The organism is Amycolatopsis vancoresmycina (assembly GCF_000716785.1).
GTDB classification, from domain to species: domain Bacteria; phylum Actinomycetota; class Actinomycetes; order Mycobacteriales; family Pseudonocardiaceae; genus Amycolatopsis; species Amycolatopsis vancoresmycina.
Genome location: NZ_JNYY01000003.1, coordinates 167234 through 191065, shown reverse-complemented (window position 1 = coordinate 191065; position 23832 = coordinate 167234). Strand labels below are relative to the sequence as shown.

General features: G+C 74.3%; 2 protein-coding genes. Both read right to left on the bottom strand.

The features are described 5' to 3' along the window. Positions 1-36: 36 nt before the first annotated feature. Positions 37-8553: an SDR family NAD(P)-dependent oxidoreductase gene (locus OO60_RS08375; protein ID WP_425304645.1), complete on the bottom strand. Its 8517-nt coding sequence runs from the start codon at positions 8551-8553 to the stop codon at positions 37-39. Positions 8554-8576: 23 nt separating this feature from the next. Beyond that, positions 8577-23807, bottom strand: coding sequence for a type I polyketide synthase (locus OO60_RS47715; protein WP_051767656.1), 15231 nt, complete (start codon positions 23805-23807; stop codon positions 8577-8579). Positions 23808-23832 lie beyond the last annotated feature (25 nt).

The window sequence follows — 23832 nt, the reverse complement described above, 5'->3', positions numbered from 1 at the left end:
GCACGAAACATCAGATATGACACCGGATCATCCCGGTCACCGGCACGCCGCGGGCAGCTCCTCCACCAGCCAGGTGTGGATCTGCCGGGCCGCGTCCGCCACGTCCTCCCCCGTTTTCAGGGCCAGGACCGGCACCCGCGGCTCGACGGCCGGCGTGCCGAACAGCCGCAGGTACGCGCCGACCGCCATCAGCTCGGCGTCGCCCGCCGTCTCGGGCAGCTCGTCGAACTCCACCTCCGCCGGGTCGGCCAGCACCACGCCGGTGGCGCCGGCCGCGTCCGCTACGGCGGCGGCGAGCAGCGCACCCGAGCCAGCCCCGAGCACGACGAACGGCTCGCCGTCCGCCTGGGCGCGGATCGCCTCGGCCGCCGTAGCGACCAGCACGTCCAGGCCGGCCGGGGCCGGGGTCTCGCCGTCGAAACCCGGGGCGGGCAGCAGCCATGTCTCGCGGACGCCGTCGAAGCGCGCGGTGACGTCTTCGCACCACCGGGTCGAGCCGGTGAGGGTGCCGACCGCGAACAGCAGCGGCCGGGACGCGCCCGTCGTCGCCCGCCGGAGCCGGGGCGTCCACGGGGCGGCGGGCAGGAACTGCGCGGCCGTGCCGAGGAACGTCCGGAACTCGTCCGTGCGGCCGGTGGCCCGGGCCGTCCGCAGGAGCGTGGCCAGCGAGCCGCCTGCCTCGACGGGGGCCAGCGGGACGTTGGCGAGGAGGTGTCCGGCCAGTTCGCCGACCGTCGGGTAGTCCCAGACCAGCGCGGCGGGCAGCTCCAGTCCGGTCGCCGCGCTGATCCGGTTGCGCAGTTCGACGACGCCGAGGGAGGTGAAGCCCAGGTCCGTGAACGCGGACTCCGGCTCGATCGCGTCGGCGGACGGGTGCCCGAGCGTCGCCGCGACTTCCGCCCGGACCCACTCGAGGAGCCACGCGGGGCGCTCGGCGGCCGGGAGGTCCGCCAGCCGCCCGGTGATCGGCTCGGTCTCCGGCGCGTCACTCGCTTCGGGGGCCACCGTCTCGGGCATGACCATGTCCAGCCAGTAGCGGCTCCGCTGGAAGGCGTAGGTGGGCAGGCCGACCCGGGTGGCGCCGGGGAAGAAGGGCGCCCAGCCGACATCGGTGCCGTGGGCGTGAACAGTGCTCAACGCCGAGAGCAGTGCTCTCTCTTCGGAGCGGTCTCGCCGCAACACCGGGACGGCGACGCAGTTCCCGCCCAGGGTTTCCCTGGTCATCGCGCTGAGCACGCCGTCGGGACCCAGCTCCAGGAACGTCGTCACCCCCTCGGTTTCGAGGGTCCGGACGGCGTCGGCGAACCGGACGGCCTCGCGCACGTGCCGCACCCAGTAGTCCGCGGTGAACGGCTCGGCGAGAGCACCGCTCACATTCGAGAGCACCGGTATCCGCGCCGGGTGGTACGTCAGGGTCTCGGCCACCGCGCGGAACTCGTCCAGCATCGGATCCATCAGCGGCGAGTGGAACGCATGGCTCACCTTCAGGCGCTTGGTCTTCGGGAACCGCGCCGCGATCTCCAGCACCGCGGCTTCCTCGCCCGAAACGACCACAGACGCCGGGCCGTTGACGGCGGCGACGGAGACACCGTCGGTCAGCTCGATCTCGGACTCCGCGGCGGCGATCGAGAGCATGGCCCCACCGGGCGGCAGCGCCTGCATCAGCGAGGCCCGGGCCGAAACCAGACGACAAGCGTCCTCGAGCGACAGCACCCCGGCCACGTGCGCGGCGGAAATCTCGCCGATCGAGTGCCCGGCCACGAAATCCGGCCGGACACCGAACGACTCGGCCAGCCGGAACAACGCCACCTCGACCGCGAACAACGCGGGCTGGGTGAACTCGGTCCGGCCGAGGAGCTCGGCGTCGTCGAACGCCTCCCGCAGCTCCGGGCCGAAGTGCGCACACACCTCGTCGAAAGCCCAGGCGTACACCGGGAACCGCTCGTACAGCTCCCGGCCCATGCCCACGCGCTGCGCGCCCTGCCCGGTGAACAGCACCGCAAGGCGGCCGGGCCGTTCGCGCCCGGTGACGACGTTCGGCGCGGAACGTCCCTCCGCCAGCGCCGCAACGCCGCTCCGCAGTTCTTCGGCGGTGGCGCCGTGGACGACCGCGCGGTGCGCGAACCGGCTCCGCGAAGAGACCAGCGACAATCCGACGTCGGCCGGATGCTCGGTCACCGCCAGCAACTGGTCGGCCTGCGCCCGCAACGCAGCCTCGCTGCGACCGGACAACACCCACGGCAGGACACCGGTTTCCCCGCGGTCGGGCACGACCGGCGGCAAGGCAGGCGCCTGTTCGAGGATGGCGTGCGCGTTCGTCCCGCTGACCCCGAACGACGAGACACCGGCCCGCCGCGGCCGATCCACGGCCCACTCCCGCGCCTCGGTCAGCAGCTCCACCGCACCGGCCGCCCAGTCCACATGGGACGACGGCCGGTCGACGTGCAGCGTCGGCGGCAGCACGCCGTGCCGCATCGCCATGATCACCTTGATCACGCCCGCCACCCCGGCCGCCGCCTGCGTGTGCCCGATGTTCGACTTGAGCGAGCCGAGCCACAACGGCGTCGTGCGGTCCTGGCCGTAGGTGGCGAGGATCGCCTGCGCTTCGATCGGGTCACCCAGCGTCGTCCCGGTGCCGTGGCCCTCCACGACGTCCACTTCGGACGGTTCCAGGCCGGCGCCGGCCAGCGCCGCGCGGATCACCCGCTGCTGCGACGGCCCGTTGGGCGCGGTCAGGCCGTTGGACGCGCCGTCCGAGTTCACCGCCGTGCCGCGGACCACCGCGAGCACCGGGTGGCCGAGCCGCCGGGCGTCGGAAAGCCGTTCCACGGCGAGGATCCCGGCGCCTTCGCCCCAGCCGGTGCCGTCGGCCGCGTCGGCGAACGACTTGCACCGGCCGTCGGCGGCGAGGCCGCGCTGGCGGCTGAAGTCGATGAACACGCCCGGCGTCGAAAGCACCGTCACACCGCCCGCCAGCGCGAGGTCGCACTCGTCCTGGCGCAGCGCCTGGCACGCGAGGTGCAGCGCCACCAGCGACGACGAACACGCCGTGTCCACGGTGATCGCGGGGCCTTCGAGGCCGAAGGCGTAGGCGATGCGGCCGGACACCACGCTCGCCGAGCTGCCGGTGCCGAGGAACCCTTCGACGCCTTCGGGCACGGCGAGCGGCCGGGACGCGTAGTCGGAGTACATCACGCCGGTGAAGACGCCGGTCCGGCTGCCGCGCAACGATTCCGGGTCGATGCCCGCGCGTTCCAGAGCCTCCCAGGACGTCTCCAGCAGCAGCCGTTGCTGCGGGTCCATGGCCAGTGCCTCGCGGGGCGAGATGCCGAAGAAGCCCGCGTCGAAGTCGGCGGCGTCGTAGAGGAACGCGCCTTCCTTGGCGTAGCTGGTGCCGGGGTGGTCCGGGTCGGGGTCGTAGAGCGCGTCGGCGTCCCAGCCGCGGTCGTCCGGGAGGCCGCCGACGGCGTCGCGGCCGGCGGCGACGAGGTCCCACAGGTCCTCCGGGCCGCGGACCCCGCCGGGGTAGCGGCAGCCGATGCCGACGACGACGATCGGGTCGCCGTCCACCCGCCGCTCCCGCACCACCACCGGCGCCGCCGCACCGGACCCGCGTTCGACGACGTACCGGGTCAGGGCCTGCGGGGTCGGGTGGTCGAAGACGAGCGTCGCCGGCAGCCGCAGGCCGGTCTCGGCCGCGAGGCGGTTGCGCAGTTCGAGGGCGGTCAGGGAGTCGAAGCCCAGCTCCTTGAACGCGCGCGCCGGTTCGACGGCGGCTCCTGAGGCGTACCCGAGCACCCCCGCGACCAGCTCGCGGACGAGGTCCAGGACCTGCCGGACGCGGTCGTCCTCGCCGAGCGCGGCCAGCCGGTCCGCGAACGAAGTCTGCGCGGCCGCCGCCGTCGCCTGCCGCCGGGCCGGCGGAAGCAGGCCGTGGAACAGCGTGGGCGTCACCGGCTGACGGCGCAGCGCCGCGAGTTCGAGCCGGACCGGCGCGAGCACGGCCCGGTCCGCGGCGACGGCCCGGTCGAACAGCGCCAGGCCGAACTCGGTGTCGAGGGGCGTCATGCCCGCGCCCGCCATGCGGCGCCGGTCGCCGTCGGCGAGGTGGCCGGTCATCGAGCTGGCTTCGGCCCAGAGTCCCCAGGCCAGGGCGACGGCGGGCAGGCCGTGGGCGCGGCGGTGCTGCGCGAGGGCGTCGAGGAACGCGTTCGCGGCGGCGTAACCGGCCTGCCCCGCGCCGCCGGTGGTGGCCGCGAAGGAGGAGAACAGGACGAACGCGGAGAGGTCCGTGGTGAGTTCGTGGAGGTTGAGCGCCGCCTCGGCCTTGGGCCGCAGGACCGCCGCCAGCCGGTCCGGGGTGAGGGATTCGAGGACGCCGTCGTCGAGCACACCGGCCGCGTGGACGACCGCCGACACGTGGTGCCCGGCCAGGACTTCGGCCAGCCGCGCGCGGTCGGCGACGTCGCAGGCGACGGCCGTCGCGGTGGCGCCCAGCCCGGCGAGTTCGTGGGCGAGGTCCGCGGGTTCGCGGCGGGACAGCAGCAGGAGCCGCCGGACGCCGTGGCCGGTGACCAGGTGCCGGGCGACCAGGCCGCCGAGCAGGCCGGACGCGCCGGTGATCAGCACCGCGCCGTCACCCCAGTCCGGCGTGTTGTCCACAATGGATGCCCGCGCGAGCCGCGGGGCGCGCCAGGTCCCGGAACGCAACGCCAGCTGGGGTTCGCCGAGCGGCAGTTCCGCCGGGACCTCGCCGGCGTCCAGCAGCACGAACCGGCCGGGGTTCTCGGTCTGGGCCGACCGCACCAGGCCGGTCACGGCCGCGGCGGCGAGATCGGTGACGTCCTCGCCGTCGGCCGAAACCGCGCCGGTCGTGTGCACCACGAGCAGTCCGTCCGGCCCGCCGAGCCACTCCTGGAGCCGCGCGAGGACGGCCGTGGTCACCTCCCGCACCGAACCGTCCGGCACGCGGAACACCTCGAAGTCGCCGGTCAGTTCGGTGACGGCCACCTCGGTCCAGGTCACCTCGAAAAGGGCGTCGGCACGGGTGGTTTTCGCCGGGGTGCGCAGCGAGAGCGCCCGGACCGCGCCGACCGGGGCACCGGTTTCGTCGGCGAAGGTCAGCGCGACGGTGTCCGCGGACACGGGTGTCAGCGCCACCCGCAGGACGGTCGCCCCGGAGGCGGCTAGAGAGACGCCGCTCCACGCGAACGGCAGCCTCGGCCCGTCCCCCGCCGCCAGCGCGCCGAACCCGGCCGCGTGCAGGGCCGCGTCCAGCAACGCCGGGTGCAGCCCGAACCGGGCCGCCTCCCCGCGCAGGGCTTCGGGCAGCTCGACCTCGGCGAAGACATCGCTGCCCCGGGTCCACACCGCGCGCAGGCCGCGGAACGCCGGGCCGTAGTCGACGCCGGTGGCCGCCATCGCCGGGTAGAAGCCGGCCAGCTCGGCGCGCGACGCTCCGGCGGGCGGCCAGGTCCCGAGTGGTTCGGCGCCACCGGCGTCCTCGGTCAGGAGGCCGGTCGCGTGCCGGGTCCACGGGGTGAACTCGTCCGGGCGCGAGTGGATCGCCAGCTCGCCGTCCTCCGTCACCGAAACCTGGACGTGCACGCCGCCCTGCGCGGGCAGGACCAGGGGCGTCTCCAGGGTCAGCTCTTCGAGGGCCCGGCGGCCGACCTGGTCCCCGGCGCGGAGGGCGAGTTCGACGAACGCCGTGCCCGGCACCAGGATATCGCCGCCGACGCGGTGGTCGGCCAGCCACGGCAGGCCGGACAGCGACAGCTTGCCGGTCAGCACCGCGCCGCCCGAGCCCGCCAGCGCGACCACCGCGCCGAGCAGCGGGTGCTGCGCCGACGTCAGGCCGAGGCCGCTCGCGTCACCGGCGGAGACCAGCCGCGGCCAGTAGCGTTCGTGCTGGAACGCGTAGGTGGGCAGCTCGGTGCGGCAGGCGCCGGGGAACGCGTCGTCCCACCGGACGTCGACGCCGTGCACCCAGGCGTCGGCCAGGGAGGTGTGGAAGCGGGCGAGGCCGCCGTCGTCACGGCGCAGCGAGCCGAGCGCGGTCACCTCGCCGCCGCCGATCGCCATGGTCAGCACGGGGTGCGGCGAGGCTTCGACGAAGGTCCGGAAGCCCTGGCCGGCCAGGGCTTCCACGGCGGTGTCGAGCCGGACCGGGCGGCGGAGGTTGGCGTACCAGTACCCGGCGTCCAGCTCGGGGCCGTCGAGCCAGGTGCCGGTGACCGTCGAGAAGAACCCGGTCGTGGTCCGGCCCGGGCGGATCGGGGCCAGTGCGTCGAGGAGGCGGTCGCGGAGGCGTTCCACCTGCGGCGAATGGGAGGCGTAGTCCACCGGAACCCGCTTCGCGCGGACATCGGTGCAGGCGGCCAGGAGTTCGTCGAGCGCGTCCGGGGCGCCGGAGACGACCACCGCGGCCGGGCCGTTGATCGCGGCGACCGACAACCGCTCGCCCCAGGGCGCGATCCGGGCCGCCACCGCGTCGGCGGGCTCGGCGATCGAGAGCATGCCACCGCCGCCCGCGAGCGCGAGGATCGCCTGGCTGCGCAACGCCACCACGCGGGCACCGTCCTCAAGGGACAGTGCACCGGAGACCACGGCGGCGGCGATCTCCCCTTGCGAATGCCCGACGACCGCGGCGGGCTCGACGCCGTACGAGCGCCAGAGTTCCGCGAGGGAGACCATCACCGCGAACAACGCGGGCTGCACGACGTCGACGCGTTCCAGCATCGCGGCGTCGCGGATTACGTCGGTCAGCGTCCAGTCCACAAAGGACGACAGGGCATCCGCGCAGCCGGCCATCCGCGCGGCGAACACCGGCGACTCCGCCAGGAGGTCCACGGCCATCCCGGCCCATTGGGAACCCTGGCCGGGGAACACCATCGCGACCTTGCCCGCCTCGGCCGTTCCCTTGACGACGGCGGGCGCGGGCACGTCCCCGGCCAGGGCCGCGAGCCCGGCCGTGAGCCCGTCGCGGTCGCCGACGACCACCGCGCGGTGGTCGAACGCGGACCGGGTCGAGGCCAGCGAAAGGCCGACGTCGCCGATCGGCCCGGCGACGCCGGCGAGCGCGGCGGCCTGGGCGCGCAGCGCCTCGGGCGAGCGGGCCGACAGCACCCACGGGACGACCCGGCCGGGCTCGTCGGGGCCGGCGGCCGGGACGTCTTCGGCCTGTTCCAGGATCGTGTGCACGTTGGTGCCGCTCATGCCGAACGCCGAGACCGCGGCCCGCCGCGGCCGGTCCGACGGCCACTCGCGGCGCTCGGTCAGCAGCTCCACCGACCCCGCCGACCAGTCGACCCGCGACGACGGTTCGTCGACGTGCAGCGTCGGCGGCAGGACGCCGTGCCGCATCGCCATGACCATCTTGATCACCCCGGCGACCCCGGCCGCGGCCTGGGTGTGGCCGATGTTCGACTTCACCGACCCCAGCCACAGCGGCGTTTCCCGCTCCTGGCCGTAGGTCGCCAGCAGCGCCTGGGCCTCGATCGGATCGCCCAACGTCGTTCCGGTGCCGTGCGCCTCGACCACGTCGACGTCCGAAGTGGACAAACGAGCGTCGGCCAGCGCGGTCCGGATCACCCGCTGCTGCGACGGACCGTTCGGCGCGGTCAACCCGTTGGACGCCCCATCCGAATTCACCGCCGAACCGCGGACGACGGCCAGCACCGGGTGGCCGTGGCGGCGCGCGTCGGCCAGGCGTTCCACCACGACCACGCCGCTGCCCTCGCCCCACGAGGTGCCGTCGGCGGATTCGGCGAACGCCTTGCACCGGCCGTCGGGGGCCAGGCCGCGCAGGCGGCTGAACGCGATGAACGAGCCCGGTGTCGGCAGCACGGTGACGCCGCCGGCCAGCGCGAGGTCGCACTCCCCCTGCCGCAGCGCCTGCACCGCCAGGTGCAGCGCGACCAGCGACGACGAGCACGCCGTGTCGACCGTGAGCGTCGGTCCCTCCAGGCCGAACGCGTACGCGACGCGTCCGGAAAGGACACTCGCGGCGTTGCTCGTCGCCAGGTGTCCTTCGAGGGCCTCGGCGGAGCCGAGCATGAGGGTGCCGTAGTCCTGGCCGTTGGAGCCGACGAAGACGCCCGTGCGGCTGCCCTTGAGCGACGGCGGCCGGATCCCGGCGTGCTCCAGGGCTTCCCACGACGTCTCCAGCAGCAGCCGCTGCTGCGGGTCCATGGCCAGCGCTTCGCGCGGGGAGATGCCGAAGAACCCGGCGTCGAAGTCCGCGACGCCGTCGAGGAAGCCGCCTTCGCGCACGTACGACGTCCCCGGTGTCTCCGGGTCCGGGTCGTACAGCGAGCCGAGTTCCCAGCCGCGGTCCGCCGGGAAGCCGGAGATCGCGTCCCGGCCGCGCTCGACCAGGTCCCACAGCTGCGCCGGGGTGCGGACGCCGCCCGGGAACCGGCAGCCGAGGCCGACGATCGCGACCGGCTCGGTGGCCTGCGCCTCCTGCAGCCGGCGGCGGGTGTCCTGCAGATCGGCCGTGACCCGCTTGAGGAAGTAGCGGAGCTTCTCCTCGTTGTCCATCGTCTTCACTCCATGCAGTCGCGGGCGCCGGGTCAGGAGATGCCGAACTCTTTGCCGAGGAGGTCGAACATTTCCTCGTCGCTGGCGGTTTCGAGGCTCGGGGCGGCCGGTTCGCCCGCCCAGCCCGCGGTGAGCAGCCGCAGCTGCTCGGCGACGCGGGCCCGGTCGGCCTCGCCCAAGCCGGCCCCGACGCGGCTCAGCTCGTCGAGCAGCCCGTCGACGCCCCGCGGCGCGGGCTCGTCGGCCCGCAGCTCGGCCGTCAGGTGCCGGGCCAGCGCCGAGGGCGACGGGTGGTCGAACACGAGCGTCGCGGGCAGGTTCAGGCCGGTGACGCGGTCCAGGCGGTTGCGGAGCTCGACCGCGGTCAGCGACGTGAAGCCGGTTTCGCTGAACGCGCGGTCCGGGGCGACGTCGGCCGCGCGGCCGTGGCCCAGCACCGCCGCGACGTGCTCGCGGACGACGTCGAGCACGAGGTCGCCTGCGTCGGCCGCGGACAGCCCGGCCAGGCGGTCACCGAGTGAGACCGGTGCCTCGGCGACCGGGGTGGCCGGGGCCAGCTCGGCGTAGAGCGGCCGGGCCGAGGGGTAGGTGTCCCAGTCGATGTCCGCGACGACCTGCGACCGGGTGATCCGGCCGAGTGCCGCCGCGGCCGCCGCCGCGGGCAGCGGGGTGACCCCGGCGCGCCGCATCCGCTCGGCGTTCTCCGCCGCCATGCCTTCGCCCGCCCAGGGACCCCAGGCGATCGAGACGGCCGCGCGACCCGACGCGCGACGGCGCTGGGCGAGGGCGTCCAGCTCGGCGTTGGCGGCGGCGTAGTTCGCCTGGCCCGCCGCACCGACCGCACCGGCGAGCGAGGAGAACAGGACGAAGGCGTCGAGGTCGCCGGTCAGCTCGTCGAGGGTGCGGGCGCCGGTCACCTTGGCCCGCAGGACCGCGGCGAACCGGTCGCCGGTGAGCGTGTCGACGACGCCGTCGTCGAGGACACCCGCCGCGTGCACGACCGCCGAAACCGGGTGTTCGGCCAGCAGGGCCGCGACCGCGTCCCGGTCGGCGACGTCGCAGGCGACCACCGTCACGCGGTCGTCCGGCGCTTCGCCACCGCGGCGGCTCGCCAGGACGACGTGCTCGGCGCCGTGGTCCAGGAGCCAGCGGGTGACGTGCCCGCCGAGCGCCCCGGTGCCGCCGGTGACCAGCACCGTGCCGCGTGGTGTCCACTGTGGACCGACACGGTGGTCGCGGACGAGCCGTCGGGCGAAGACCCCGGCCGGGCGGACGGCGATTTCGTCCTCGCCGCCGGTGGCCAGGACCGCGCAGAGCCGCTCGCCGTCCTCGCTCGTCAGGGTTTCCGGCAGGTCGACCAGGCCGCCCCAGCGGTTGGGGTGTTCCATCGCGACCGTGCGGCCGAAGCCCCAGAACTGGGCCTGGGCCGGATCGGCGACCGGCTCGCTGTCGGCCGTCGCGACCGCGCCGCGGGTGGCGCACCACAGCGGCGCGGTGACGCCCGCGTCGCCGAGACCCTGGACGAGAGCGAGGGTCTGCGGGAGCCCGGCGGCCACCGGCGACGCCGGAGCGCCGGCGGCGAAGGCCAGCAGCGACAGCGCCCCGACCGGCGTTGCGCCTTCTTCGGCCAGCTTGGCCTCGACCAGCTTCGCGACCGTGATGCGGTCGGCGTCCTCGGGTACCCGGACGACCAGGGGCCGCGCCCCCGACGTCGCGAAGGCGCCCGCCACGGCCGTCGCGGCCGAGGGGTCGGCGAGGGTTTCCGGCAGGACGAAGAGCCAGTCACCGGAGACCGCGGCGTGGGTGTCGCGCAGCTTGCGCCAGACGACCCGGTAGCGCCAGGCGTCGGAGCTCGCCCGCGTCTCCCGCCGCCAGCCGGACAGGGCCGGGAGCGCGGAGGCGACGGCGGCGCGCTGGTCGCCGTCCAGGCCGAGCAGCGAGCCGAGCGAGTCCAGGTCCTCGCCTTCGACCGCCTTCCAGAACTCCGTGTCCACTTCGGACATCGGCGCGGCGGGTGCGGGCTCCGGCCAGAACCGCTGCCGCCGGAAGGGGTAGGTGGGCAGGTCGACCGGGCGCGCCGGCGGGTAGAACGCGGCCCAGTCGACGTCCACGCCGTGGACGTGAACAGTGCTCAAAGCCGTGAGCAGTGCTCTCTCTTCGGAGCGGTCGCGCCGCAGCGCCGGGACCGCCGTCGCGCCGCCGACCATCGCGCTGAGCACCCCATCCGGACCCAGCTCCAGGAACACGCTGACGCCCGCGGCTTTCAAGGTCTCGACGCCGTCGGCGAACCGGACGGCCTCGCGCACGTGCCGCACCCAGTACTCCCCGGTGAACGGCTCGGCGAGAGCACCGCTCACATTCGAGAGCACCGGTATCTTCGCCGGGTGGTAGGTCAGGGTTTCGGCCACCGCGCGGAAGTCCTCGAGCATCGGGTCCATCAGCGGTGAGTGGAAGGCGTGGCTGACGGTGAGCCGCTTGGTCTTGACGCCGCGCTCGGCGAACTCCGCGGCGATCGCCAGCACCGCGGCCTCTTCGCCCGAGATCACCACCGACTCCGGGCCGTTGACCGCCGCGATCGAAACACCCTCGGTCAGCGTGACGGCGGACTCGGGGGCCGCGATGGAGACCATCGCGCCTTCGGCGGGCAGCGCCTGCATGAGCGATGCCCGGGCGGCAACCAGCCGGCAGGCGTCGGGCAGGGTCAGCACCCCGGCCACGTGGGCGGCGACCAGCTCGCCGATCGAGTGCCCGGCGACGAAGTCCGGGTACACGCCCCACGCCGTGACGAGCCGGTGCAGCGCGACCTCGACCGCGAACAGCGCGGGCTGGGTGTAGCCGGTCCGGTCGAGCCGGTCGCCGCCGTCGAAGACGACCTCGCGCAGCGGCGCGTCGAGCAGACCGTCGAACTCGGCGCACACGGCGTCGAAGGCGTCGGCGAACACCGGGTACCGGTCGTAGAGTTCACGGCCCATCCCGGCGCGCTGGGCGCCCTGGCCGGTGAACAGCACGGCCAGGCGGCCACCGGGAACGGCGGTGCCGCACACGGCGTCGTCCAGGTCCGCCAGCCCGGCCAGGAGCTGGTCGCGGTCCCCGACGACGACGGCCCGGTGCGCCAAAGCCGCCCGGCCGGTCGCCAGGGTGCGGCCGACCTCGGCCGCCGAAGCGTCCTCGCCGAGCGCGGCGCGGAGGCGCGTGGCCTGCTCGCGCAGGGCTTGCTCGTCCTTCGCCGACAGCGGCCAGACGGTGAGGCCCGGCGGCGCCGGGGACGGGGGTTCGGGCTCGCCCGCTTCGAGGACGAGGTGGGCGTTGGTGCCGCTGACGCCGAACGCCGACACCCCCGCCCGCCGCGGCCGACCGGCCACCCACTCGCGCGTCTCGGTCAGCAGCTCCACCGACCCCGCCGACCAGTCCACTTGGGACGAGGGCGCGTCGATGTGCAGCGTCCGCGGGAGGACGCCGTGGCGCATGGCCATGACCATCTTGATGACCCCGGCGATGCCCGCCGCGGCCTGGGTGTGGCCGATGTTGGACTTCACCGAACCCAGCCACAGCGGCGTTTCCCGGTCCTGACCATAGGTCGCCAGCAGCGCTTGCGCCTCGATCGGATCGCCCAGTTTCGTGCCGGTGCCGTGCGCCTCGACGGCATCGACGTCCGAAGTGGACAGACCGGCGTCGGCCAGCGCGGCCCGGATCACCCGCTGCTGCGACGGACCGTTCGGTGCGGTCAACCCGTTGGAGGCGCCGTCGGAGTTCACCGCCGAACCGCGCACGACGGCCAGCACCCGGTGCCCGTTGCGGCGGGCGTCCGACAGCCGTTCGAGGAGCACCAGGCCGGCGCCTTCGCCCCAGCCGGTGCCGTCGGCGGCGTCGGCGAACGCCTTGCAGCGGCCGTCGGAGGCGAGGCCGCGCTGGCGGCTGAACTCGACGAACGTCGCCGGGGTGGACATCACGGTCGCGCCACCGGCCAGCGCGAGGTCGCATTCGCCGCGGCGCAGCGCCTGCGCGGCCAGGTGGATGGCGACCAGCGACGACGAACACGCGGTGTCGACAGTCAGGGCCGGGCCTTCGAGACCGAAGGCGTAGGCGAGCCGGCCGGACACGACCGCGGCGGCGTTGCCGGTGCCGATGAACCCGCCGACCTCCTCGCCGGCCGCGCCGAGCAGGCCCGCGTAGTCCTGGCCGTTGGTGCCGGCGAACACACCGGTGCGGCTGCCGCGCAGCGACTGCGGGTCGATCCCGGCCCGTTCGAAGACCTCCCAAGTGATCTCGAGCAGCAGGCGCTGCTGCGGGTCCATGGCCAGTGCTTCGCGCGGCGAGATGCCGAAGAAGGCCGCGTCGAACTCCGCGGCGGTGTCGAGGAACCCGCCGTCGCGGACGTAGCTGTGACCGCTCTTGCCCGGGTCCGGGTCGTAGAGGGCGCCGAGGTCCCAGCCGCGGTCCTCGGGCAGGCCAGTCATCGCGTCGACGCCGTCCGCGACGAGCCGCCAGAGGTCTTCCGGCGTGGCGACCGAGCCCGGGAACCGGCAGCCCATGGCGACGAGCGCGATCGGCTCGTCGGCCCGGACGGGCGCCGGGCCGGCGGCGGCCGGTTCCGGGTGCCTGCCGAGCAGTTCGCGGTGCAGGTGCCGGGCCAGCGCGGCCGGGGTCGGGTGGTCGAACACCAGCGTCGCGGGCAGGCTCAGCCCGGTCGCCGCGTCGAGGCGGTTGCGCAGTTCGACGGCGGTCAGCGAGGTGAAGCCGCTGTCGGAGAACGCGCGTTCGGCGTCAACGGCGGCCACGTCGGGGTAGCCGAGGACGGCGGCGACGTGCGTGCGGGTCAGCTCAAGGACCTTCCGGTCCGCGTCCTCTTCGGACAGTCCGGTGAGGAGCCCCGCGGTCTCAGTCTCTTGTGGACTTTCGAGCGACTCGCCGAATCCGGCGAACAGCGGCCGGGGGCGGACGGCCCGCAGGGCCGGGAGGTAGACGTCCCAGTCGAGATCGGCCACCACGGCCACCGGCGCATCGGCCGCCGCTTCGAGGGCCAGGGCGTCGAGGGCGAGGCCGGGTTCCAAGGCGCCGACGCCCGCGGCGCGCAGCCGTCGCCGCGTGTCGGCGTCGCCCGCGGCCATCCCGTCGCCCGCCCAGGGTCCCCAGGCGATCGAAACGGCGGGCAGCCCGGCGGCGTGGCGTTGCTGAGCGAGCGCGTCGAGGTGGGCGTTGGCGGCGGCGTAGGTGCCCTGGCCCGCCGCGCCGAACGCGCCGGCCATGGAGGAGAACAGGACGAACGCGTCGAGGCCGGAGGTGAGCGCGGACAGGTTCTCGGCCGCGGTCGCCTTCGCACGCAGGACGGCGTCGAAGCGCTCGGGGGTCAGGGAATCGATGACGCCGTCGTCCAGGACGCCCGCGGCGTGCACGACCGCGCGGAGGTCGGCGGGGAGCACCGCGGCCAGCGCGTCCCGATCGGCGGCGTCGCAGGCCACGATCTCGGTTTCGCAGCCGAGGGCGGTGAGTTCGCGTTCGAGTTCGGCGGCGCCCGGGGCGGCCGGCCCGCGGCGGCTGAGCAGCACCAGCCGCTCGGCGCCCCCGGCGGCCAGGCGGCGGGCGACCTGCGCGCCGAGAGCCCCGGTGCCCCCGGTGACCAGCACAGTCCCCCGCGGCTGCCACGCCTTGGCGGGGGTCGCGGAGCGGCGCTCCAGCCGTCGCGCGAAGACGCCTGAGGGGCGTAGCGCGACCTCGTCTTCGGTGCCGGTGAGAACGGCGGCGAGCCGAGCGCGGGCGCGGTCGTCGAGCTCGGCGGGGAGGTCGACCAGGCCGCCCCAGCGCTGCGGGTATTCCATGGCCGCGGTGCGGCCGAGGCCCCAGACCTGGGCTTGGGCCGGAGCATCGACGCGGTCGGCGCGCCCGGCCGCGACGGCACCACGGGTCAGGCACCAGAGGCGGCCGGTGGTTTCGAGGTCGCCGAGGGCTTGGAGGAGGGTGGCGGTGCCTGCGGCCGCTCCGTGGCCAGCTTCGGTGAGGGCCAGGAGGGAAAGGATGCCGTCCACGGCCGGGGCTGCCGCAGTGCCGCGGCCGTCGTTGGGCGGAATCGGGGCACCGTCCACCGCCGCGCCCGCCGCAGCTCCGCCGCCGTCGGCGGCCAGAATCGGCCCACTCTCCAGTGCCGCGCCCGCCGCAGCTCCGCGACCGTCGGCCGGAATCGGAGCACCATCCACTTCGGACCCCGCCAGAACTTCGCGGAGGCGGCTGGTGAACTCCGCGCGGGGCAGGAGCGGGTCGATCCGTACCGGGGTGATCCGCGCGCCGCGTTCGATGATCGTCCGTGCGATTTCTGCCACTACTCCTGGCTCGGCTGCCTCCGGTACCACCAGCAGCCAGTGGCCGGTGAGCGCGGCCTTTTCGGCCGGTACCGGACGCCAAGTGGTCCCGTAGCGCCATGAGTCCACCGTGGATTCCTGGGTGCGGCGCCGGTACCAGGCCGACAGGGCCGGGGTCACCGCCTCGGCGACTTCCTCGGCCAGTTCGAGCTCCGCCGCCAGCTTGCCGCGGCGCACGACCTCCCAGAACCCGGAGTCACTCCCGGTCGCCGCGCCGGGTTCTGCGGCGAGCCAGTAGTTCCGATGCCGGAACGCGTACGTGGGCAGGTCGACGCGCCGGCCGCCGGCAACGAGTGGCGCCCAGTCGACCTCGACTCCATGCACGTGAGCAGTGCTCAATGCCGAGAGCAGTGCTCTCTCTTCGGAGCGGTCGCGTCGCAGGGCGGAGATCGCGATGCCGTCGACCATCGCGCTGAGCACGCCGTCCGGGCCCAGCTCCAGGAAGACGTCGGCACCCGCGGCCTTCAGCGTGGTGATGCCGTCGGCGAATCGGACGGTTTCGCGTACGTGCCGGACCCAGTAATCGGCACTGAACAGCGGAGCGAGAGCACCGCTCACATTCGAGAGCACCGGTATCTCCGCCGGGTGGTACGTGAGGGTCTCGGCGACCGCGCGGAAGTCGGCCAGCATCGGGTCCATCAGCGGCGAATGGAACGCATGGCTCACCGGAAGCCGCTTGGTCTTCGGGAACTGTGCCGCGATCGCCAGCACCTCAGCCTCGTCGCCGGAAATGACCACCGACTCGGGCCCGTTCACCGCCGCGATCGAAACACCCTCGGTCAACGTGATGGCCGACTCGGGAGCCGCGATGGACACCATCGCACCACCGGACGGCAACGCCTGCATCATCGACGCCCGCGCGGACACCAACCGGCAAGCGTCCTCAAGGGACAGCACACCGGCCACATGCGCCGCCGTGATTTCCCCGATCGAATGCCCCGCCACGAAATCCGGGCGCACACCGAAGGACGAAACCAACCGGAACAACGCCACCTCGACCGCGAACAACGCAGGCTGGGTGAACTCGGTCCGGTCCAAAAGCTCGGCATCCTCGAACGCCTCGCGCAGCGAAGGCGAGAAGTGCGCCAGCACCGCATCGAAAGCCGCCGCATAAACCGGGAACCGCTCGTAGAGACCAGAACCCATCCCGGCCCGTTGCGCGCCCTGCCCGGTGAACAGCACGGCCAGCCGCCGGTCCGGGCGCGCGATCCCGGTCACCGCCAGGTTTTCCAACGCGGCAAGGAGTTCCGCACGATCACCGCCGAGCACGACCGCCCGGTGTTCCAGGGCCGCCCGCCCGGTCAGCGAGAAGCCGATGTCGACCGGCGCGAGCTCCGGCCGAGCCTCGACGTGCGCGCGAAGGCGCTCGGCCTGCGCAGCGAGGGCGTCGGCATCGCGGGCCGACAGCAGCCACGGAACCACCCCGGACGGCACCGCGGGCTCCGCCTCGGGAGGCGCGGGCGGGGCCTGTTCGATGATCGTGTGGGCGTTCGTACCGGAGATGCCGAACGACGAGATCCCGGCGCGGCGCGGCCGTCCGGTCTCGGGCCAGCGCCGGGCTTCGGTGAGCAGCTCGATCGCGCCGGACTCCCAGTCGACGCGTGACGACGGTGCGTCGACGTGCAGCGTCTTGGGCAGGACGCCGTGCCGCAGCGCCATGACGACCTTGATCACGCCCGCGACCCCGGCCGCCGCCTGCGTGTGGCCGATGTTCGACTTGAGGGAGCCGAGCTGGAGCGGTTCCTCGCGGTCCTGGCCGTAGGTGTCCAGGAGGGCCTGGGCCTCGATCGGGTCGCCGAGGGTGGTGCCGGTGCCGTGCGCCTCGACAGCGTCCACTTCGGACGGAGTCAGGCCCGCGCCGGCCAGTGCGGCGCGGATGACCCGTTGCTGGGACGGGCCGTTCGGGGCGGTGAGACCGTTGGACGCGCCGTCGGAGTTGACCGCGGAACCGCGGACGAGCGCCAGGACTTCGTGGCCGTGGCGGCGGGCGTCGGACAGCCGTTCCAGCAGGACCAGGCCGGCGCCTTCGCCCCAGCCGGTGCCGTCCGCGGCCTCCGCGAACGCCTTGCAGCGGCCGTCGGAGGCGAGGCCGCCCTGGCGGTCGAACTCGACGAACATGCCGGGCTGCGCCATCACCGCGACGCCGCCCGCGAGCGCCAGGTCGCACTCGCCGCGGCGCAGCGCCTGGACCGCCCAGTGCAGCGCGACCAGCGACGACGAGCACGCGGTGTCGACGCTGACGGCCGGCCCTTCGAAACCGAAGGTGTAGGAGACACGGCCGGAGACGACGCTCGTCGCGTTGCCGGTCAGCAGGTGCCCTTCGACGCCGTCGGCCACCTCGGCCACGCCGCTGCCGTACGCCTGGTGCGCGGCGCCGACGAAGACGCCGGTGCTGCTGCCGCGCAACGAGCGCGGGTCGATCCCGGCGCGTTCGAGCGCCTCCCAGGAGATCTCCAGCAGCAGCCGCTGCTGTGGGTCCATGGCCAGGGCTTCGTGCGGGGAGATGCCGAAGAACTCGGCGTCGAAGCCGCCGGCGTCGTGCACGAACCCGCCCTCGGCGGCGCCCAAGGCGGCGAGGTCCCAGCCGCGGTCGGCGGGCAGCGGCGTGAGGGCGTCGCCGCCGGTCTCGACCAGCCGCCACAGGTCCTCCGGCGACGTCACGTCGCCCGGGTAGCGGCAGCTCATCGCGACGATGGCGATCGGGTCGCCGTCGACGACCGCGGTGACCGCCTTCGCCGCGGGCCGGTCGTCGCCGGCGAGCTCGCCCTGCAGGAGCGCGGCCAGTGCCTGGGGGTTCGGGTGGTCGAAGACGACCGTCGCGGGCAGGCGCAGGCCGGTCACCGCGGTGAGCCGGTTGCGCAGTTCGACGGCGGTCAGGGAGTCGAAACCCAGGTCCTTGAACGCTTTCTGCGGCTCGACGGCGTCGGCGCCGTCGTGGCCGAGGACCGCCGCGACGTGGGTGCGGACGAGGTCGAGCAGGAATCGGCGGACGTCGTCTCCGCCGAGCCCGGCCAGCCGGGCGGCGAGCCCGTCGGTGCCCGACGCCGGCCCGGCCGCACGGCGCGTGCGCACGCGGACCAGGCTGTGCCACAGCGCGGGCAGGTGCTCAGCCTGGGCGCGCAGGGCGGCGAGGTCGACGCGGACCGGGACCACGCACCCGGCGCCCGCGACCAGAGCCGCGTCGAACAGCGCCAGCGCTTCCGCGGTGCCGAGGGCCCCGATGCCGGACCGCGCGATCCGGGACAGGTCTTCGTCGCCGAGCGAGCCGGTCATGCCGCTCGCCTCCGCCCACTGGCCCCAGGCGAGGGAGACGCCGGGCAAGCCCTCGGCGCGGCGGCGGGTGGCGAGCGCGTCGAGGGCGGCGTTGGCGGCGGCGTAGTTGGCCTGCCCGGCGGCCCCGGCCACGCCGGCGAGCGAGGAGTACAGCGCGAACCAGGCGAGGTCCCGGTCGCGGGTCAGCTCGTGCAGGTTCAGCGCGGCGTCGACCTTGGGGCCAATGACGGCGTCGAGCCGGTCCGGGGTGAGCGAGTCGAGGACGCCGTCGTCGAGCACGCCCGCGGTGTGGACGACCCCGGTGAGGTGCACCGGACCGAGCAGCGCCGCGAGGGCGGCGCGGTCGGTGACGTCGCAGCTCTCGACGCGCACGTTCGCGCCGCCGTCGGTCAGTTCGGCGACCAGCTCGGCCGCGCCCGGGGCGTCGAGGCCGCGCCGGCTGGTCAGCAGGAGGTTCTTGACGCCGTGGGTGGTCACGAGGTGGCGGGCCAGCAGGCCGCCGAGGGTGCCGGTACCGCCGGTGACGAGGACGGTGCCGTCGGGGTCCGGGGTCGCCGGGATGGTCAGGACGTTCTTGCCGACGTGCTTGGCCTGGCTGATGAACCGGAACGCGTCGGGCGCGCGGACGATGTCCCAGGCCCGGGCCGGGAGGACCTCGATGGCGCGTTCGGCGAACAGGGTGAGCAGGTCACGCAGGATTTCCTGGATCCGGTCCGGGCCCGGGTCGCCGAGGTCGAACGGGCGGTAGGTGACGCCTGCGGGGTCGCGGAGGTCGGTCTTGCCCATCTCGAGGAACCGGCCGCCGGGCTTGAGGAGGCCGAGCGAGGCGTCGGTGAAGGGGCCGGTCAGCGAGTTCAGGACGACGTCGACGGGCTCGAACTGCGTCGCGAATTCGAGGTCCCGTGAAGAGGCGATGTGGTCGACGCCGAGCGCGCGGACGGCGTCCTGCTTCGCCGGGCTCGCGGTGGCGAACACCTCGGCGTTCTTCCAGCGGGCGAGCTGCACGGCGGCCATGCCGACACCGCCGGCGGCCGCGTGGACGAGCACGGACTGGCCGGCTTCGAGGCCGCCGAGGTCGAAGAGGGCGTAGTAGGCGGTGACGAAGGCGACGGGGACGGAGGCGGCCTGGGCGAAGGTCCAGCCGTCCGGGACCGGGGCGAGGAGGCGGGCGTCGGTCGTCGCCGTCGGGCCGAACGCGCCGGTGAAGAGGCCGAAGACGCGGTCTCCGGCCTTGAGTTCGGTGACGTCCGGCGCGACTTCGGTGACGACCCCGGCCGCCTCGGACCCGAGCACGGCGGCCGGATCGGGGTACATGCCGAGGGCGATGAGGACGTCCCGGAAGTTGACCCCGGCCGCGCGCACGGCGACCCGGACCTGGCCGGGTTCCAGGGGTTGCGGGGGCGCGGGCCGGAGGGCGAGGCCGTCGAGGGTGCCGCCGGTGGCGGTCAGCCGCCAGGGCTCTCCCGGGACGGTGAGGGCGCCGGTGTGGGCGCGGACGAGCCGCGGGGCGGTGAAGGCGCCGTCGCGGACGGCGACCTGCGGTTCGGCGGGCAGGGTGGCGAGTTCGGGCGGCGGGGTGTGGTCGAGATCGAGGAGCTGGAACCGCCCGGGGTGCTCGGACTGGGCGGACCGCACGAGCCCCCGGACGGCGGCCGCGGCGGGATCGGTGTCGGCATCCCGGGTGACGACGACGAGCCGGCCGGGCCGATCGGCGGCGAGCCAGGACTGGACGAGGACGAGGGCTTGGTGGGTGCTCGCCCGGACATCGCGGCCGTCGATGGCGGCGAAGACGGCTGTCTGAGTGTCCAAATCGGACACTTCGGGGAGGTCGAGGGCGAAGGGGTTCGGGGCGAGGACGACGGCTTCGGTTCGCGGCCCGGCGGGGATGGGGGTGTGGTCGAGGCGGAAGAGGGAGCTGTCCGGGGCGGAGGGGGTGGTGGCGGTCGAGATGGGGCGCAGGACGAGGGAATCGACCGAGGCGACGGGGCCGCCGGACTGGTCGTGGACGGTGACGGAGACGGCGCTGTCGCCGGCTGGGGAGAGGCGGACGCGGAGGGCGGTGGCGCCGGTGGCGTGGAGGGAGACGCCGCTCCAGGAGAACGGCATTCCGCCGGTGGTTGGGGTGGTGGAGGCGGCGGGGTTTGTGCCGGTCGGGTCGGCGGGGTTGGCGCCATCGGCTGCCGGAGCGGCAAAGCCCACGCCGGTCGGGTTGGCCGCAGAGGCGGTGGCCGGCGCCGAGCCGACGATGCTCGCGCTGGCTGGTTCAGCGCCATCGGCGGCCGGAGCAGCAAAGCCCGGCTCTGCCGCGCCGCCGCCGGAGCCGACCGCCGTCGCCGCGGGCGGGGCCGCCAGGCCCAGTGGGTGCAGGGCCGCGTCCAGGAGGGCCGGGTGCAGGCCGAACTTCTCCGCCTCAGCGCGGAACTCCTCCGGCAACGCCACCTCGGCGAACGTCTCCTCGCCGCGGCGCCAGACCGACTGCAACCCCTTGAACGCCGGGCCGTACGTGAAACCCAGGCCGGCCAGCTGGTCGTACAACCCGTCGAACGGCAGCCGCCGGGCGCCGGGTGGGGGCCACTGCGCCGGCTCCGGTGCCTGCGGTACGCCCGTGGCCAGCAGCCCGCTTGCGTGGCGGGTCCACGTGTCCTGGCCGGGCGCCGCGCCGTCGTCCGGGCGGGCGTGCAACGTCAGCTCCCGGCGGCCCGCTCCGTCCGCCGGGCCGACGAACACCTGGACCGCCACCCCACCCCGCTCGGGCAGGACGAGCGGCGCTTCGAGCGTCAGCTCGTCGACCACGTCGCAGCCGACCTGGTCGGCCGCCCGGATCGCCAGCTCCAGCAACGCCGTGCCCGGCACCAGGACCGCCCCGCCGAGCGCGTGCCCGGCGAGCCACGGCTGCGTTTCGAGCGACAGGCGACCGGTGAACACCACGCCGTCGTGACCCGCCAGGCTGACCGCGGCCCCGAGCAGCGGGTGATCCAGCGCGCCCAGCCCGAGCGAACCCGCGTCACCCTGGACCGCGCCGCCGCGCGGCCAGAAGCGTTCGCGCTGGAACGCATAGGGCGGCAGGTCGACGCGGCGGCCGCCGGGGAAGAAGGCCGCCCAGTCGACGTCCACGCCGTGGGCGTGAACAGTGCTCAACGCTGAGAGCAGTGCTCTCTCTTCGGAGCGGTCGCGGCGCAACGCCGGGACCGCCGTGCCGCCCGCCAGCGCGCTGAGGACGCCGTCGGGGCCCAGCTCCAGGAAAATGCGGGCTCCCTCGGCTTCGAGGGTGGCCATCCCGTCGGCGAACCGGACCGCCTCGCGCACGTGCCGCACCCAGTAGTCCGCGGTGAACGGCGCGGCGAGAGCACCGCTCACATTTGAGATCACCGGTATCGTCGCCGGGTGGTAGGTCAGTGATTCCGCCACAGCGCGGAAGCCGGCGAGCATCGGGTCCATCAGCGGCGAGTGGAACGCGTGGCTCACCGCGAGCCGCTTGGTCTTGACGCCACGCTCCGCGAACTCCGCGGCGACGGCCAGCACCGCGGCCTCGACGCCCGAGATCACCACGGACTCCGGGCCGTTCACGGCCGCGATCGAGACCCCCTCCGGCAAGTCCACACTGGACTCGGGAGCCGCGATCGACACCATCGCCCCACCGGCGGGCAGCGCCTGCATCAACGACGCCCGCGCCGACACCAGACGGCAAGCGTCCTCAAGGGACAGAACACCGGCCACATGCGCAGCCGAAATCTCCCCGATCGAATGCCCAGCCACGAAATCCGGACGAACACCGAACGACTCGACCAACCGGAACAACGCCACCTCGACCGCGAACAACGCGGGCTGGGTGAACTCGGTCCGGTCCAAAAGCTCAGCGTCGTCGAAAGCCTCGCGCAGCGAAGGCGAGAAGTGCGCGAGCACCGCATCGAAAGCCGACGCATACACCGGGAACCGCGCGTAGAGACCAGCACCCATCCCGGCCCGCTGCGCGCCCTGCCCGGTGAACAGCACCGCCAGCAACGCATCCGGATCGGCGGCGCCGGTGACGTCCTCCCCCTCGGCGAGACGCGTCAGGCCGTCCCGCAGCGAGTCGCGATCGGTGCCGAGCACCACCGCCCGGTGGCCCAGCGCCGCACGGGTGATCGCCAGGGAATACCCACCGTCGACCGGGTCCGGGTCGGCGGCCAGCAGCCGCCGGGCCTGCGCACGCACCGCCGCGGCACTAGCCCCGGAGATCACCCACGGCAGCAGCCCGGCCGCGGGCGCCGCCGGCGGCGGTGTCACGGCCGCCGGTGCCTCCTCGACGATCACGTGCACGTTCGTCCCGCTCACGCCGAACGCCGACACCCCGGCCCGGCGCGGCACGTCCCCGGCCGGCCACGGCCGCGCCGCGGTCAGCAGCTCCACCGCACCCGCCGACCAGTCCACTTCGGACGACGGCGCGTCCACGTGCAGCGTCCGGGGCAGCAGCTCGTGCCGCAGCGCCAGCACCATCTTGATGACACCCGCGATGCCGGACGCCGACTGCGTGTGCCCGATGTTCGACTTCAGCGCACCGAGCCACAACGGCCGGTCCGCGGGCCGGTCCTGGCCGTACGTGGCCAGCAGCGCCTGCGCCTCGATCGGGTCGCCCAAGGCCGTGCCGGTGCCGTGCGCCTCGACCGCGTCGACGTCCGAAGTGGACAGTCCCGCGTTGGCCAAAGCGGCGCGGATCACCCGTTGCTGCGAAGGGCCGTTCGGCGCGGTCAGGCCGTTGGACGCGCCGTCGGAGTTCACCGCGGAACCGCGGATCACGCCGAGGATCTCGTGCCCGTTGCGCCGGGCGTCCGACAACCGTTCCAGCAGGACCAGGCCGACGCCTTCGCCCCAGCCGGTGCCGTCGGCGGCGTCGGCGAAGGACTTGCAGCGGCCGTCCGCCGCCAGCCCGCGCTGACGGCTGAACTCGGCGAACGCCAGCGGGCTCACCATCACCGTCACGCCGCCGGCCAGCGCGAGGCCGCATTCGTCCTGCCGCAGCGCCTGGCACGCCCAGTGCAGCGCGACCAGCGACGACGAACAGGCCGTGTCCACCGTGATCGAAGGGCCTTCCAGCCCGAAGGTGTAGGACAGCCGCCCCGACATGACGCTGGGGGCTTCGCCGGTGAGCAGGTAGCCCTCGGAGCCCGCCGCCGCCTGCAGGGTGCTGCTGTAGCCGGACGCGTTGGCGCCGATGAACACGCCGGTCCGGCTGCCGCGCAACGAAAACGGGTCGAGCCGGCCGCGTTCCAGCAGCTCCCACGACGTCTCCAGCAGCAGCCGCTGCTGCGGATCCATCGCGAGGGCCTCCCGCGGCGAGATGCCGAACAGCCCGGGGTCGAAGCTCGCCGCGTCGTCGACGAACCCGCCCTCGACCGCCCGGGCCCCCTCCGCGCCGTACATGCGCTCGACGTCCCAGCCGCGGTCCTCCGGGAAGCCCGCCATCGCGTCGGTTCCGCCCGCGACGAGGTCCCACAGGTCCTCGGGCGAGGCCACCCCGCCCGGGTACCGGCAGGCCAGGGAGATGATGGCGATCGGCTCCTGCTCCGCCGCCTCCGCCGCCTGCAGCCGCTGCCGGGTCTGGTGCAGGTCGGCCGTCACGCGCTTGAGGTACTCGAGGAGCTTGTCCTGCTCTGACATCGCCAACCTCATCCGTTCGTCCAGT

Excerpts from the sequence above, each read along its gene's own strand:
- OO60_RS47715 (WP_051767656.1), bottom strand. The coding sequence starts at position 23,807 with ATGTCAGAGCAGGACAAGCTCCTCGAGTACCTCAAGCGCGTGACGGCC.